The 14,920-nt window shown below is 73.9% G+C and carries 15 protein-coding genes and 1 pseudogene; 5 read left to right on the top strand and 11 right to left on the bottom strand.

The features are described from left to right. The 3 genes from QJS33_RS29280 to QJS33_RS29270 all read right to left on the bottom strand — a co-directional run. Window positions 1-1,556 (bottom strand): TcpE family conjugal transfer membrane protein (locus QJS33_RS29280; protein WP_306371312.1); only part of this gene is annotated, 1,556 nt, incomplete at its 3' end. A gap of 18 nt (window positions 1,557-1,574) precedes the next feature. Continuing rightward, window positions 1,575-1,883 carry a hypothetical protein gene (locus QJS33_RS29275; RefSeq protein ID WP_220563197.1) on the bottom strand — a complete coding sequence of 103 codons (309 nt, stop codon included), beginning with the start codon at window positions 1,881-1,883 and terminating at the stop codon, window positions 1,575-1,577. 72 nt (window positions 1,884-1,955) lie between these two features. Continuing rightward, window positions 1,956-2,906 carry a conjugal transfer protein gene (locus QJS33_RS29270; RefSeq protein WP_306371311.1) on the bottom strand — a complete coding sequence of 317 codons (951 nt, stop codon included), beginning with the start codon at window positions 2,904-2,906 and terminating at the stop codon, window positions 1,956-1,958. 360 nt (window positions 2,907-3,266) lie between these two features. On the opposite strand from QJS33_RS29270, the gene QJS33_RS29265 reads away from it, so the two are divergent. Further along, entirely contained in the window at window positions 3,267-3,950 is a 684-nt protein-coding gene (locus tag QJS33_RS29265; protein ID WP_306371310.1) for a lysoplasmalogenase, read from the top strand. Between the two features lie 319 nt (window positions 3,951-4,269). Beyond that, window positions 4,270-4,797 carry a hypothetical protein gene (locus QJS33_RS29260; RefSeq protein WP_306371309.1) on the top strand — a complete coding sequence of 176 codons (528 nt, stop codon included), beginning with the start codon at window positions 4,270-4,272 and terminating at the stop codon, window positions 4,795-4,797. On the opposite strand, the gene QJS33_RS29255 is transcribed toward QJS33_RS29260, so the two are convergent. From QJS33_RS29255 to QJS33_RS29245, 3 genes are all read right to left on the bottom strand, one after another. Beyond that, the gene (locus QJS33_RS29255; RefSeq protein WP_306371308.1) at window positions 4,794-5,411 is read right to left on the bottom strand and encodes a 1,4-alpha-glucan branching protein; all 618 of its coding nucleotides are present in this window, start codon (window positions 5,409-5,411) and stop codon (window positions 4,794-4,796) included. The two genes, QJS33_RS29260 and QJS33_RS29255, sit on opposite strands and share 4 nt — an antisense overlap. A 22-nt stretch (window positions 5,412-5,433) precedes the next feature. Then, window positions 5,434-5,922, bottom strand: a complete 489-nt coding sequence (locus QJS33_RS29250; RefSeq protein WP_306371307.1) for a YbaK/EbsC family protein — start codon at window positions 5,920-5,922, stop codon at window positions 5,434-5,436. 151 nt (window positions 5,923-6,073) lie between these two features. Beyond that, the gene (locus QJS33_RS29245) at window positions 6,074-6,454 is read right to left on the bottom strand and encodes a hypothetical protein (RefSeq protein ID WP_306371306.1); all 381 of its coding nucleotides are present in this window, start codon (window positions 6,452-6,454) and stop codon (window positions 6,074-6,076) included. Window positions 6,455-6,513: 59 nt separating this feature from the next. Between QJS33_RS29245 and QJS33_RS29240 the strand changes: the two are divergent. Further along, window positions 6,514-6,882: pseudogene (locus QJS33_RS29240) on the top strand (tyrosine-type recombinase/integrase); the annotation flags it as partial. Between the two features lie 161 nt (window positions 6,883-7,043). Here the strand turns inward: QJS33_RS29240 and ychF are convergent. Beyond that, window positions 7,044-8,135, bottom strand: coding sequence for a redox-regulated ATPase YchF (gene ychF, locus QJS33_RS29235; RefSeq protein ID WP_306371305.1), 1,092 nt, complete (start codon window positions 8,133-8,135; stop codon window positions 7,044-7,046). Between the two features lie 284 nt (window positions 8,136-8,419). On the opposite strand from ychF, the gene QJS33_RS29230 reads away from it, so the two are divergent. After that, window positions 8,420-9,361 (top strand): FkbM family methyltransferase, encoded by a 942-nt coding sequence (locus tag QJS33_RS29230; RefSeq protein ID WP_306371304.1) that lies wholly within the window; start codon window positions 8,420-8,422, stop codon window positions 9,359-9,361. A 221-nt stretch (window positions 9,362-9,582) separates the two neighbouring features. Here QJS33_RS29230 and QJS33_RS29225 read toward each other — a convergent pair whose 3' ends face one another. The 4 genes from QJS33_RS29225 to QJS33_RS29210 all read right to left on the bottom strand — a co-directional run bounded on the left by QJS33_RS29225 (window position 9,583) and on the right by QJS33_RS29210 (window position 13,628). Next, entirely contained in the window at window positions 9,583-10,281 is a 699-nt protein-coding gene (locus QJS33_RS29225; protein WP_306371303.1) for an alpha/beta fold hydrolase, read from the bottom strand. Window positions 10,282-10,468: 187 nt separating this feature from the next. Further along, window positions 10,469-11,539: a 5'/3'-nucleotidase SurE gene (locus QJS33_RS29220; protein ID WP_306371302.1), complete on the bottom strand. Its 1,071-nt coding sequence runs from the start codon at window positions 11,537-11,539 to the stop codon at window positions 10,469-10,471. A gap of 83 nt (window positions 11,540-11,622) precedes the next feature. Further along, window positions 11,623-12,318 (bottom strand): alpha/beta fold hydrolase, encoded by a 696-nt coding sequence (locus QJS33_RS29215; RefSeq protein ID WP_306371301.1) that lies wholly within the window; start codon window positions 12,316-12,318, stop codon window positions 11,623-11,625. A gap of 26 nt (window positions 12,319-12,344) precedes the next feature. Further along, window positions 12,345-13,628 (bottom strand): MFS transporter, encoded by a 1,284-nt coding sequence (locus QJS33_RS29210; RefSeq protein ID WP_306371300.1) that lies wholly within the window; start codon window positions 13,626-13,628, stop codon window positions 12,345-12,347. Between the two features lie 143 nt (window positions 13,629-13,771). Here QJS33_RS29210 and QJS33_RS29205 point away from each other — a divergent pair, with 143 nt between their 5' ends. After that, the gene (locus tag QJS33_RS29205; protein WP_306371299.1) at window positions 13,772-14,782 is read left to right on the top strand and encodes a LacI family DNA-binding transcriptional regulator; all 1,011 of its coding nucleotides are present in this window, start codon (window positions 13,772-13,774) and stop codon (window positions 14,780-14,782) included. Window positions 14,783-14,920 lie beyond the last annotated feature (138 nt).

Raw genomic sequence — 14,920 nt, 5'->3', positions numbered from 1 at the left:
GCACGCGTCGGACCCACCGGACGCACGTCCGCGTCAACCGGATGCGAGGCATCGGCATCCCGCACCGGCTGCCCGTCATCGGCGGCGCCGGACGTATCCGCGGGACGGGAGGTGTCCGTGGGGCGAGCGGGACGGACGTCCGGGTCGGCGTGGGGCGGATCGGAGGCGGGGGAACCCTCGGCGGTGCGCGCCGGGTCCGCTTCGTCCTCGGCCGACGGGGAGAGCCAGGGGGCGGAGGTGGGCTTGGCGGCCGGACGGCCCGTGGCTGCGGCGTAGCGGGCGGCGTAGTCGGACACGTCGTAGCCCGGCGCCTCCTCCGCCTTCTCCTCCCGGGCGGCCTCGCCCAGCTCCCACGGGGCGGCGTGCGGCCGCCCCTTGCGGCGGGGCCGGACCGCCTCCTGCTCCTGCGCTTCTTCGGCGGGCACCCCGGTGGCGCGGCGCTCCTGAAGCTCGCGGGCCACCCGGATCCCCTGGGTGCGGCCGCGCAGGCGGCGGGCGGCCGGGGACTCGTCGTCCTCGCCGTCCCCGACGGCCTCGGCGACCTCCTCGCGGCTGAGCGCGGAGGTGTCCCCCACCGAGTAGGCGCTCTTGGAACTGAGGTTCACCGGTGTGTGCCCTGAGGAGGCGCGCAGGCGGGAGAACCACTCGTCGCTGTCGCGCTCCTCCTCGCCCACGGTGTCGTAGACGGGTTCGGCGAACCCCTCCTCGAAGTCGTTCCCGCCCGTGTCGGCCGGGGTCTGCGCCGGGGCGCGGTCCAGGGCGAACCCGAAGTAGTTGAGCATCCGGATGCCCACCCCCGGGCCCCCGGAGGACTCCGACTCCCCCTCGTCCCCGTCCCGGCCGCCACCGGTGTCGGCCGGGTGCTCCACCGCGGCCACCGTGGCGACCGCGGACCGCGCGGGTTCGAGCCGCTCGGGCTCGTCGGCGGGTGCGGGCAGCGGTTCCGGGCGGACCGGTTCCGGGGCCGGTTCGGGCGCTGCGGGTTCCACGGCGGCGGGTTCCACGGCGGGCGCCGACGCGCGGACCGGTCCCGCTTCGCGGACGCGGCGCAGCGGCGGCGCCTGCTCCGGAGCGGGCCGCGGTTCCTCGACCTCGACGGCCGCCACCGCCTCGACCGGCTCGGCCGCCACGGCTTCGCGTTCGGCCCGGCGGCGCGGCAGCGGCAGCGGGCCCGCCTCCGGGTCGCGGTGCCACACGCGCACGGCGACGCGCACCTCGGCGGGCTCGTACTCCGGGGCCAGCCGGGTGTACACCCGCGCCTCGGCCAGGTAGCGGGCCTGCGACAGCAGCAGTTCGGTGAGGCGCTTGCCCTCGATGACCGGTCTGGTGACCAGCACCGTGATCAGCCCGGGCGGCACCACCCACAGCACCAGGTGCCACCCGTTGCCGAACACGAACGGGGCGTTGAGGATCCCGAGCAGGATCACCCAGACCAGGAACACGCCCACGGCGACACCGAAGGTGCCCACCGGGAGCGGCATGGGCAGCCGGAAATCGTAGAGCTTGTAGAGCCGCTTCTCGATACGCCAGATGTTGGTGTACGTGGGCAGATCCACGTTCCCGGCCTCCCTCGCCTATTCCGTCGAAACGCCCATCGCTCGCGCGAGCGCCACCGCGATGACCTCGATGATGCCGGGGACGTAGAAGACGATCCCGATGAAGATCGCCAGGATGATGAACTGAGCGAACCGCGTGATCTCCCTGGTGAACAGGAAGAAGATCGCGACGATGGACACGATGACCAGGAACAGCGGTCCGAAGAAGCCGCGCAGGAACTCCGCGAGGCCGCCGGTGTCGGGGGCCTGGGAGTCGGCCAGGACGAGGGGGTCGGCCCCGCCGAGCACGGTCACGGTCTCGGCCGCGGTGGACAACAGGGGGAGCATGTCAGGCGCCGCCTCCCCGTGTCGTTTCTGCTGTGCTCATGGTCCTTCTCGTCTCCTTGCCTACGGGCCCGGTCACTCGCCGAACGAGTGGGGGGCTCCCTGGATGTCGCGCACGTACCACTCACCGCCGGAGTCCACGACGGTGACCAGATAGCTCTGCCTCAAGGTGCCCGTCTCCTCCCCGTCGGGGGCGGGAACGGTCCAGTGCACGGTGACGGCCACCTCTCGTACGTCATCATCCCCGCTCTGGCTCTGGGATGGCACCGTGATATCGGACAGTTCGGAGAATTCCAGGGTGTTCGCCGGAAGCGGGGCGATAGTGACACCGGGTTCGACGTAGCGCTCCAGGTGGCCCGGCTCCTGCGCGTAGGCGCCGAAGAACCCGGTCAGCACCTCTTCGAGCTGTTCGGCGGCGGCCGGGTCGGTATCGAAGGCGGCCTGCTCGGGCAGGGAGGCGCGGGCGGGGGCGGCCAGCAGGGCGGGGCGGCCGGAGACCACGAGGGAGTCGCCGGCGGAGTAGACGGGGACCTCCAGGCTCATGGGCTCGCCGTTGACGTCGGCGCGGACGACGACGAGGGCGTTGTTGTCGTCCTTGACGTCGATGGCGGTGACGGCGAGGTTCTCGCCGGTGAGCGAGCCCGCGGGGACGTCGAGCCCCTCGGCCTCGCCCTCGGGGACGAACGCGGCCAGGGCGGTGCGGCGGACCTCGGTGTCGTCGGTGGTGAGGTAGGCGTCGGCGAAGCGGAGCGCGAAGCCCGCGGCCGAGGTCTCGGGGAAGGCGGGGGCCCGGGTCTGCTCGGGTTCGGGGTCGGGGGCGGGGAGGGCGAAGCCGCCGCGCAGGGGGAACCAGATGCCGTTGAAGATGACGACGATGAGGAACGCCCACAGGACGGCGCGGCCCACACCGACCCACCAGCGGCCGCCGGCGCCGGGGCGGGGGCGCCGACGGGGGGGCGGGGCCTCGTACTCCGCGTCGTCATGCCGTTCGCGCACGGCGGCACCGCGCCGTGGTGCGTTCGCCATCCCCGACCTCCTGCACACAGTTCCGCGCCGCCCGTTCGGACGGCGTATCCGCCACGCCCTGTCTACCCCATCCCTATAGTGAGGCATTGTGCGGGTTGGGCGCGGGCATGGGCGCTCCGCGTTTCCCCGTCAACCGCGCATTGCACGCAACAGTCGAAGTTCCCAAAGAGGGAACAATACGGCAATAAGCAGACGAACTCATCTGATGGTTGTCCCCGGCCTGCGCTTTATGGTCGGCCCGAAAATGGATTAGTCACCTGTTGGGGAGCAACATGTGTCCCCGGGGACAGAGAACGGCCGCCGGATTGTGACCGTCGTCTCCTCTGGGGGCGGCCGGGCGGGGGTGTCTATGATGACCCGGTGATCCCCCGCGAGCCCCTCCCCCGCGTCCTGTTCGCCCTGTTCGCCCTGGTGGCGGCGGCGCACCTGGCCGTTCAGGTCGTCGGTGCCGAAGCCTGGTCGCGCCCCAGCCAGGTGCTGCTCATGCCGCTGCTGGCGGCGTTCGTCTGGGCCGCGGCCCCGCGCCCGCGCGGGCGGCTGGTCCGGCTGGTCCTGGTCGCGCTGTTCTTCTCGTGGCTGGGCGACACCGCACCGGCCCTGGCGTCCGGCGACACGGCGTTCCTGGTGATGGTGGGCTTCTTCCTGGTCGCGCAGGCGGTGTACATAGCCGCGTTCGCGCCGTGGTGGGCCCGGAGCCCGCTGGGCTCGAACCGGACCCTGCTGGTGCCCTACGGGGTGGTGGTGGCCGGGCTGGTCGCGCTGTGCGCGCCCGGGGCCGGGCCGCTGCTGGTGCCGGTGCTGGTGTACGGGCTGCTGCTGGGGGCGATGGCGGTGCTGTCGGTGGGGGTGCACCGGTGGGCGGCGGTCGGCGGGGCGCTGTTCCTGCTGTCGGACGGGCTGATCGCGCTGCGGGCGTTCAGCCCGGGGTTCGACCTGCCGCTGAGCGGGTTCTGGGTGATGCTGACGTACTCGGCGGCGCAGGCCCTCATCGTGCTCGGCGCCCTGGCCCGCGACCGCGAACCCGCCGGGGAGGTCGCGGCGTGAACCATGGCCCGGGTCCGGCCGCCCGGAGGGCCGGCGGCGGGCGTCGCGCGGGGTGACCCCGGTCTTCGTACGGGTCTGCGGGCGGCGGGGTTCGCCGTCCGCGGCCTCCTGGCCCCCGTAGCGGTCGACCTCTACGGGGACCGCCTCGACATCGTGCCGGTCGACCCGGGCAGCCACCGCTTCCCGGCCAGGCACCCGAGCGCACGGCGGATGATCTCCTGGCCCCGGTTCTCCGGAGGTCCCGAACCGGCCCCGCCCCGCGCCCCTCGGTCGACGGGGGCGCGGGGCGGTGTCGGTGGCGGGCACTAGGGTCTGCGGCATGGACGAGGAAGGCGTACTGGCCCGGATCCGCGGCGATGAGGCACTGCGGTCCGCGCTGGACCTGGTCGGGGACTTCGACGCGGACCGGCTGGACCCGGTCGAGGAGCTGGAGCTGCCCGACGGGTCCCGCCCCGCACCGGTGGCCGGGTGCGCGGCGGGCGGCACCTACTACCTGTGCGGGCCGGCCGGAACGCGGCGGCCGGTGCTGTACGCGGGTTCGGAGGGGCAGGCGACGTTGCTGGCCGCGGACCTGGCGGAGGCGCTGGCGGTGGTCACCGCGCTGGCGTCCTGGCAGGACGCGCTCGACGGCCGCCCCCTGGACGGGTCGGAGGAGGAGGCCCGGGCGGACCACCCCGGCATCGACGCCGCCCGGGAGCGGATCCGCGCGGCGCTGGCCCTGCCCGTGCTCACCCCGGAGGAGGCCCGGGAGCGGCTGCTGACGGCGGCGCGGCGCACGGTACCCGGCTTCCTGCCGGTGCCCGTGGAGCACGACGGGCACTACGAACCGATGTACACCGGAGATTAGACGACGGTGACGAAGGGGGCGCGGTGTTCGGTCCCGTCCGGGGTGCGCCAGGTGGCGCAGACGTGGCCGGCGGCGTCCGGGGCCGGGGTGAGGGCGCGGGCGACGCGGAGGGCGAGCCGGTCCCCGGCGGTGGTCTCCAGGTCGATCCCGGTGCCGTCCGGGCCGTGGGCGGTGGAGAACGAGGCGACCGCGGCGCCGGGGTCGGCGGCGGTGCGGGTGAGCACGGACGGGTCCGGGGTGTCGCTCACGCTCTGCTGCTGCGGCTCGGCCGTGCCCGCGAGCAGGGCGAGCAGTTGGGCGACCAGGACCGGGTCGCGGGTGCCGTCGTAGACCCACCGCCGCCCCAGAACGCCGTGCTCGGCCGTGCCGACGAGCGCGTCCCGCGCCCCCTCCAGCGGCGCCCCGCGGTAGGTGAGGGGCACGTGGTAGGCCGCCCCGCCGTCGGTGACCACCATGAACTCGATGCCGACCTCCCCCTGCGGGTCGTCGAGCCGGAACCCCCCGGCCTTGGCCGGGTCCGACCGCTCCCCCGGGTACCACGGCTGCGCGGGCAGCCAGTCCCGGAGGAGTTCGAGCTTGGTGGGGGTCAGGGTGGTGCGGTGGACGACGGCCACGGGTGTCCCTTCGGCGGGCGGGTCAGGCGGTGACGGGCAGCAGCGTACCGCCGGTGACGCGGACGAGTTCGGCCGCCGTGGTGGGGAAGACGGTGTGCGGGGTGCCGGCCGCCGCCCAGACCCGCGCGTAGTCGGTCAGGGCCTCGTCGACCACGGTGGGCAGCGGCGCGGGGTGGCCGACGGGGGCCACGCCCCCGATCGCCTGCCCGGTGGCCGTGCGCACCTGGTCCGGTGTGGCACGGCGGAGTTCGCCGCGGCCCCAGCGGGCCGCCAGCGCGGCGGTGTCCACCCGGTGGCGGCCGCTGGTCATGACCAGGACCGGCACGCCGTCGGAGACGAACACCAGACTGTTGGCGATCGCGCCGACCTCGCAGCCCAGGGCGGCGGCCTCGGCCGCGGTGCGCGCGGACTCGGCCAGCTCGCGCACCTGTCCGGGGACGCCCGCGGCGGCGAGGGCGCGGGCCACCTCCCGGCTGCGGGCGGGCAGGGACTCGACGGCGTGCGCTTCCATGGCCCTCCTCGGCATCGTTCCGGTCAGGGGACGGTAGGAGAACACGGGCCGGGGATCAAGCCGGAACCCGGTCGCGGAACGGTGTGCGGGACCCGTCGGGACAACGGTGCCCCGGCCGCCGGGGACAGGGGCGGCCGCGGGGTGTCGCAGGTCAGGGCGTGCCGTAGTACGTCCGGTCCCACTCGCGCCGCGCGCGCCTGCGGGAGACCGTGCGGACGATGCCGAAGACGAACATCAGCAGTCCCAGGAACGCGACAACGCATCCCGTGTACAGGAACGCCCTGGCGAAGTCGTCGAACCCCGTGGCGTCACCGCCGCCACCGAGCACGAACAGCATGTACGGAAGGACGACGATCAGCAGTCCCAGGAGGCCGGCGATGATGCCGGACCAGATCAGCAGGACGCCGGCGACGGTCGACGGGCGCTTGGGCCGGGCCTGCTGCGCCGGAACGGGGTGATGGTGGGGGTGGGGCGCCCCGGGTCGGCCGTGCGCCGGGGGCGCGGTGGGGTGGTGCGGGGGAGGCTGGCTCATACCCACACGATAGGTCATGCCGGTGTCCGCACCGCGGTGTCCGGACCCGGTCGGGCAGCGTGCCCCGTACGGGGGCGTCGGGGCGGTCCCGGTCGTCCGCGGACCGGCCGTATCGCTCCCGTGCCGCCCGGACCACGACCGCTCGGGTCCCTCGTGCGGGACCGTCCCCGCGGGCCGGGCCCGGGTGCCCTCCGTGGATCGGCGGTGCTCCCGACCGGTGGCTGTTCCCCGGGGAGAACGGCGCCCCCTGGCATCAGAACACGGTCGGCTGCTACTGGCGCGCCGCGCGCACGGCCGCCGGACTCGGCACCCTCAAGCTCCACGACCTTCGCCACTTCTACGCCTCGGGCCTCATCGCTCAGGGATGCGACGTGGTGACCGTTCAGCGGGCGTTCGGGCACAGCAGCGCTTCCGTGACGCTGAACACCTATGCGCACCTGTGGCCGAACGCGGAGGACCGGACGCGCGCGGCTGCCGGTGCGATGCTCGCCGACACTCTCGCGACGGCGGGCGGCACCGGCGCCGCAAGTGCGCCGGGGCTAGCCGCTCCTGATGTATTCGCAGGTGAAAGGCTATGGGTTCCGCTCTGCTACACGTTGAAGCGGAACTCCACGACGTCGCCGTCGGCCATCACGTACTCCTTGCCCTCCATGCGGACCTTGCCCGCGGCGCGGGCGGACTGCATGTCGCCGGCCGCGACCAGGTCGTCGAAGGAGACCACCTCGGCCTTGATGAAGCCGCGCTGGAAGTCGGTGTGGATGACCCCCGCCGCCTCCGGTGCGGTGGCGCCCTTCTTGATGGTCCAGGCGCGGGCCTCCTTGGGCCCGGCGGTGAGGTAGGTCTGTAGGCCCAGGGTGTCGAACCCGACGCGGGCCAGCTGGGCCAGGCCGGACTCGGTCTGCCCCATGGACTCCAGCAGCTCCTGGGCCTCGTCGTCGTCCAGCTCGGCCAGCTCCGCCTCGATCTTGGCGTCCAGGAAGATCGCCTCGGCGGGGGCGACCAGCTCCTGGAGCTTGGCGCGCACGGCCTCGTCGGCCAGCTCGCCGCTGTCGAGGTTGAACACGTAGATGAACGGCTTGACCGTGAGCAGGCTGAGCTCGCGCAGCCGGGCCAGGTCGACGTCCTTGTCCCCGGCCGCGTACAGGGAGGTGCCGCCGTCGAGGATCTCCTGGGCGGCGCGGGCCGCGGCCAGCAGCTCCTGGGAGTCCTTGTCCTTGGCGTTGCGCTTGGCGTCCTTCTCCAGGCGCGGCAGGGCCTTCTCCAGGGTCTGGAGGTCGGCCAGGATCAGCTCGGTGTTGATGGTCTCGATGTCCCGCGAGGGCTCGACGTCCCCGTCCACGTGGGTGACGTCGGGGTCGTCGAAGACCCGGATCACCTGGCAGATGGCGTCGCTCTCGCGGATGTTGGCGAGGAACTTGTTGCCCAGGCCCTCACCGGTGGAGGCGCCGCGCACGATGCCCGCGATGTCCACGAAGTCGACGGTCGCCGGGAGGATCTTGGCGGAGCCGAAGATCTCGGCGAGCCTGCCGAGCCGTGCATCGGGCACGCCGACGACTCCGACGTTGGGCTCGATGGTCGCGAACGGGTAGTTCGCGGCCAGAGCGTCGTTCTTGGTCAGCGCGTTGAAGAGGGTGGACTTGCCGACGTTGGGCAGTCCCACGATCCCGATAGACAGACTCACAAGGTGAGAGTCTATGCGGACCGGCGGCCCGGCCGATCCGTTCCCGGGGTGAACAGGATTGATAGCCGAAACACGCTGCGCTTTCATGACTACGCACAGTAGGTTCGATTCATGTCGCCGGGGACCCGGGCGGGAGATGTCCGACCCGCCGGCCCCTTCCCCGGTACCCCGGTCTGCGAGCCACGGCCGCGGGTCCCGGAGGCGGGGGAGCACGCGCGCCGCGCGGAGGGCGGGACGGCGCGCGGCGACCGCCCGGGCCCCCGACCCGTTCCTTGGGGGAGAACATGGTCACCGACCAACTGCGCGAGATCGTACGCCGCTACCCGCTGGTGCGTTTCGCTGCGCGGCGGTTGCGCGTCCGGCTGCCGCGGAGCATGGGCGGCCTGGACCCGGGCCGGGTACCGCCGTGGAGCCGCACCTTCACCCTGGCCCTGCCCGAGGGCGGGGCGGGCGGTCCGCGGGAGTTGACGCTGCACCTGCCCGGCTACCTCACGGTGCCGCGCAGACTGGCCGCCCACGGGTTGGCCGGGCACGGCCCCGACGCGTTGGCCTGCTTCCTGGCGATGCTGGATCTCACCAGGCCGGGCGCGGTGCTCGACGTGGGCTCGGGGGTCGGGGTGTACGCGATGCTGGCGGCGACCCGCTCGGGGCGTCCGGTGTTCGCGTTCGAGCCGACCCCGGAGATCGCCCTGGCGGCCCGGTCGGCTGCGGAGGCGACGGGCCGGGGCTTCACGGTGGTGGAGACCGCGCTGAGCAACCACAACGGCAGCGCCTACCTGCGGCGGGCCCGGCACAACGACATGTGCAACACGATCGAGCGGCCGCGGCGCCAGGACCTGTCGGGGACGATGGTGCGGGCGGCCACCCTGGCCCGGTGGTGCGACTCGGCGGGCTGTTCCCCGGCCGTGGTGAAGATCGACACGGCGGGCACCGAGCCGGACGTCGTGGCCGGGGGGCTGGAGGTGCTGCGCCGGTTCCGGCCGTGGCTGCTGGTGAAGGTACGCCCGGGCCGGGGCCTGGAGGAGCGGCTGATGGCCCTGCTGGATCCGCTGGAGTACACGTGGTACCCGGTCAACGGGCGACCGCCGTACCCGCCGAGCCGGGAGATCGCGGCGCGCTCGTCCCCGGCCTGGGAACGGATGTGGCTGCTCACCCCCGAGCCCGCCGGGGAGGACTTCTGGGCGGCGGCACGAGGCTGGCGGGAGGCGCTGGCCGCCTGCTCCTGAGACCAGGGCCGCAAGGGGCACACCGGGGAGCGGGGCACGGTCCAGGGGCCGGGAGCGGATGTGGCCGCTCACCCCCGAGCCCGCCGGAGAGGACTTCTGGGCGGCGGCACGAGGCTGGCGGGAGGCGCTGGCCGCCTGCTCCTGAGACCAGGGCCGCAAGGGGCACACCGGGGAGCGGGGCACGGTCCGGGCGCGCGCTCCGCCCCGGACCGGTCGGCGGATCAGACCCAGGAGTCCAGCTCGGCCAGCAGTCCGGCCGGGTTGTCGCGGTGGATGCAGTGCCCGGCCCCCGCGACCCTGCGCACCTCGAAACCGCGTTCGGCGAGGTCGGCGGCGGTCCGGTCGTCGACCGTGATGGCGTCCTCGGCCCGCAGTACCAGGGACGGGACGTGCGCCTTGTCCGGCAGCAGGTCGCGCCCGGCGACCTCGGCCGCGACGAAGGCGTAGAACTCCGGGTCGCAGGCGGCGAAGCCGATCAGCTCCTGCTCCACGTCGAGGTCGCTCCAGCGCGGGTTCATGGCCCGCACGTGCGCGGCGTCGGCGGTCTCGAACACCCGGCGCATACGCTCCCCCGCGTCGTCGGGCATCGGCGGCGGCCGGAACGCCGGGTCCAGGTAGACGGCAGCGGCGGGCGCCAACCGCTCCACCGCCAGGGCCAGGGAGACGCCGCCCATGGAGTGGCCGACGGCCAGGTCGGCCCCCGCGGGCAGGGAGTCCACCAGGTCGTCGCCCAGCGCCCGGACGCTGTAGCCGCCGCGGCCGCTGGCCCCGTGGCCGCGCAGGTCCACGGACACGACGCGGTACCCCCGTTCGACGAGGGCCGGGGCCAGTGCGTGCCAGGTGCCGTGGTGGGCGCCGGCCCCGTGGACGAGGAGGGCCGTTCTTTCTCCGGTGCCGGTGGTGTAGGTCTCCAGGTTCAATGGGACTCCTTGCGAGAGGACGAGAGGCCGCTCCGGGACCGGTGAAGGAGGGGACCGGTCGGCCGGGGCGGTCATCTCAGCCTCTCGGACAATCCGGGACCCGAGAAGGAAATGACCGGAAGCGGACGTGCGAGCGCAGCTTTCCGCCCCCGGCCGCGGCGGCGGCCTCTCGCCCCCGCGATCGGCGTCAGTCGGCGCCCAGTGCCGCGACCAGCGCCGCCAGGTCCTCGACCCGGGACCCCTCCTCTCCCGAGGCGTAGGCCCGGTCGACGGTGAGCGCGCTCACCGACACGGCACCCCCGGCGAGCAGCGCCACGGCGTCGGCGTCCTCCCGGGTCTCGGCCGCGCAGCCGGGCGCGTCGGGCTCGCACAGGCGCATGACCGGGGTGAACGCGTCCTCGCCCTCGTAGTCGACGGCCAGCACCGACCCGGTGCCCGCCCGGGTCCAGCGGACGTCGGTGCCGGGCGAGCCGTCGGGCGAGGCCGGGTGGTTGACGTTGACGACGTAGCCGGGATCGAACAGGTCGGCCCCGTGCATCCGGGCGATGAGGTCCGTGCCGAAGGCGGCGGTGGCGGCGAGGGTCTCGGGGGTGACCACCAGGTCCTCGTCGACGCTCGCGCTCAGGGCGATGGCCGGGACCCCGGCGGCGACCGCTGTGGAGGCCACCCCGACCGTGCCCGAGTGCGGGATCTGCGAGGCGACGTTGGGCCCGGAGTTGACCCCGGAGACCACCAGGTCGGGTGGGCCGTCCCAGCCGACGACCTCGGGCAGGCCGTGGGCGAGGGCGAAGGAGAGGGCGTCCACCGGGGTGGCGCTGGGCGAGTCGGGGCGGCAGGGGCCCTCCGCGACGCACACCCCGTGGACGGCGCCTCCGGAGGGTGCGTCGGAGCAGGCGTCGGCGTACTCCCGCGGCGGGTCGGGCGGGGCGCCCAGGCCGAACGCGCCCTCGTGGGAGAGTGCTGCGCTCATGCTGGACTGCTGGGCCCAGGGGGCGAAGACGACGACGTCCGCCCCGGACTCGCACAGGGCCGCGCGCAGGGCGTACAGGCCCAGGCCGTCGGTGCCGTCGGCCTCCTCCCCGCGCATGGAGTCGTCGTTGCCGATGAGCACCCGCAGCCCCTCCAGGGAGGCGGGCGGGAAGTCGGCGGCGGTGGGCGCGGGGGCGTCGGCGGGCGGGTCGGTGTCGGCGCAGGCCGTTGCGGCCAGCGGCAGCAGGGCGAGGGCCGCCGCGGCACGGCGCAGTGGTCTCGTCGGCATGGGGTCCTCCGAAGCGATGGTGGGGGATGGGGGTCGGTGTGCGGCGCCCGTGGGAGGGCGGGCGCCGCGCGGGTAGGGCCGGTTCAGATCCAGCCGTCGAGGGAGGCGAGGAAGCCGGGCAGGTCGTCGCGGTGGATGCAGTGACCGGCCCCGGCGACGGTGCGGACCTCGAAGCCCCGCTCGGCCAGGCGGCGGGCGCCCTCGGCGTCCACCGTGAAGCTGGGGTCGGCCAGTTGCACCAGGGAGGGCACCACGGCCCCGGCCGGCATCGGGTCGTGCTCGGCGGCGTCGGCGATGACGTCGAAGAAGGCGGGGTCGAAGGCGGCGAACCCGGCGAGTTCGGCGGCGATGTCGGCGTCGCTCCAGCGCGGGTTCATGGCGCGCACGGTCTCGGCGGTGGCCTGGGCGACCATCCGCCGCATGGCCGCGGAGACCTCCGGGCTCACCTGTGCGAACCCGAAGGCGGGGTCGGAGTACACCGCGCGGGCGGGCTTCAGCCGCTCCACCGCCAGGGAGAGCGCCAGGCCGCCCATGGAATGGCCGATGGCGACGTCCGCACCGGTGGGCAGGGAGTCGACGAGGTCGTCGCCCAGTGCCCGGACGCTGTAGTCGCCGTGCGGGCTGCGTCCGTGGCCGCGCATGTCCACGCCGATCACCCGGTATCCGAGGCCGGTCAGGTGCGCCTGGACGGCGTGCCAGGTGCCGTGGTCGGACATGGCGCCGTGGACGAGCAGTGCGGTGCGGTCACCGGTGCCGGTGTCGTAGGTGGCCAGTTGCATGGGATTCCCTTCGGTGGCGGGCGGTGTCAGCGGACGCCGCGGACGAAGACGATGGCGAGCGCCCCGAGCAGGCCCACGGCGGAGCCGACCAGGAACAGGGAGCCGTATCCGCCGAGGTGGAGGATGATCGTCGAGGCGATGAACGGGGCGATGACCTGCGGTCCGGCGGCGGCGATGTTCAGCACGCCCATGTCCCGGGCGGCGTCGGCCTCGCTGGGCAGGACCAGGGTGGCCAGGGCGGTGTCGACGGCCATGAAGCAGCCGAAGGCGCTGCCGTTGACGACGGCGAAGATCAGCATCCCGGTCCAGGTCGGCACGAAGAACGGGATGAGCATCGCCCCGGCCGACACCACGCCGCAGACCAGCGCGAAGAGGCGGCGCCGGTCCAGGCGGTCCGAGAGCGGGCCGCCGATGGCCGTGGTGACGATGGTGGCGATGGCGGTGATGAGGCTGAGGATCGTGACCCCGGCGGCGGGGGCCAGGCCCTCGGGCAGCTCGATGAAGTAGTCGAGGATGTACAGCTGGAAGCCCAGCACCAGGAAGTAGCCGAGGAAGAGCAGTGCCCGGCCGGCGAACACCAGGGTGAAGTTCCGGTGGGACAGGGCGGACAGGAAGCGGCCCAGGGCGGCGAGCGGGCCGCCCCGTTCGCCGGTGGCGACGGGGGGCAGTTCGTCGCCGCGGGGGTCGTGGGTCGTGGCGGTGAGCACGACGGCGACCGCGACCACGAGGCCGCCCAGGACGATGTAGCCGAACGGCAGCGCGTCGGTGAACAGGGTGGCGACCCCGGTGCCCAGCACCCCGGCGGCGGCGACGGCGATGCCCATGGCCGCGGCCGCGGTGCCGCGGCGCTCGTGGGGGACGCGGTCGGGGATCACGGCGGTGACGGCGGCCTGGTGGAGGTTCATGGCGCCCTGGGCCAGGCACCAGCCCAGGATGATCATCAGCAGCGAGTCGGCGAAGCCGAGCACGAGGACCAGCAGGAACCCGGCGGCCGCGCCGCCGAGGATCCACGGGTTACGGCGGCCCCAGCGCGAGCGCGTCCGGTCGGACAGGGCGCCGCCGATGGGGTTGAAGACGGTGCCGAAGACGGCGGCGATGCCCGAGACCAGGCCGAGGTTGGAGACGGCCGCCTCCTCGTCCCCGGGGGTCAGGCCCTGGATCTGTAGGGGCAGCAGGACGGCGCCGATGCCCAGGTAGAAGGCGTAGACGGCGAGGTTGCCGACGCCGAGCATCGGGATCAGGCGCCGCAGGCTCCGGCGGCCGGTCGCGGGGGGACCGAGGTCCGAGAGGGGGGTGGCGGATTCGGACATGTCGCATCATCCTTGGGCGAGGTGAGGAGAAACACCTGTTCAGGCGCGGTTATTCGTTTAAGCTAGTTACACGTTTAACTGTTGTCAACGGTCCGGCAATCAGAACTTCACAACTCCCCGAGAAGACAGGGCACACTAGCCGCATGACCTCGATCCGCCCCCGACCCGCGACCATCACCGACATCGCCCGCCAGGCCGGTGTCTCCACCGCGACCGTGTCGTACGTGCTCAACGACGCCCCGGCGGGCGCCCGCATCCCCGAGGAGACCCGGGCACGGGTCCGCGCGGCCGCCGACGACCTGGGGTACGTGCCGCACGCCAGCGCGCGGTCGCTGCGCACGGGCACCCGCGACCTGGTCCTGTACGTGCACTTCGACGTGGCGCACGGACCGCTGGCGTCGGAGTTCCTGTACGGGCTCGCCCGCGCCCTGCGCGATCTGGGCTACACGCTCATGCAGTACGGCGCCGAGAAGAACCGGGGGGTCAAGGCGGCCCGCGCCTGGGCGGCGCTGCGCCCGGCCGCCGTCGTCGCGGGCGACGACCGGCTCACCGCCGCGGGAGTCGAACTGCTCACCAAGGCGGGCATCCGGGTCATCGGCCTGGGTTCGGACCCGGTGCTCGCCAAGGGAACGGGCCTGTCCACCCTGGTCATGGACCACCACGCCATCGGCCTGGCCGCGGGCCGCCACCTGACCGGCCGCGGATACCGCGACCTGGCCGTCGTGCTGCCCACCGACCCGCCCCTGCGCGTCATGGGCGAGGGCCGCCTCTCGGGTGTCCGCGAGGCGGCCGCCGAGGCCGGCGCCGCCGTGCGCGTCCACGACATGGACTACTCCCCCGCCGCCGCCGCCGAGATCGTCGCGGCCTGGCGCGCCGAGGGCCTCCCCCGGGGCGTCTTCGGCTACAACGACGAGTTCTCCGGCCTGCTCCTGGGCGCCCTCCTCGACGCCGGTGTGCGGGTCCCCGACGAGGTCGGCCTCATCGGCGCCGACGACCTCATGCTCTGCACCATGCTCCGCCCCGCCCTCACCAGCGTCCGCCTACAGAGCGAGAGCCCCCAGGAGATCGCCCGCCGCATCACCGAGGCGATCACCGAGGGCGCCGAGGTCCACCTCTCCCCCTGGACCCCCCACCCCGTCCCCCGCCAGACCTGACCGCGGGCATGCCGAGGGGAGGGGAAGGTCCGAGGTCCCCTTGCCAATAGCGGACCACGGCGGCGCACCCACGCGCCACCGGCGCCTTCCCCTCCTGTGGATATCCGCGGTCGGGAGCCGCCCGGCTCCTGCGGCCGT

Source organism: Nocardiopsis sp. CC223A, assembly GCF_030766825.1.
GTDB lineage: Bacteria > Actinomycetota > Actinomycetes > Streptosporangiales > Streptosporangiaceae > Nocardiopsis.
The sequence above is the reverse complement of the archived record's forward strand: the minus strand, read 5'-3'. Positions and strand labels throughout refer to the sequence as shown.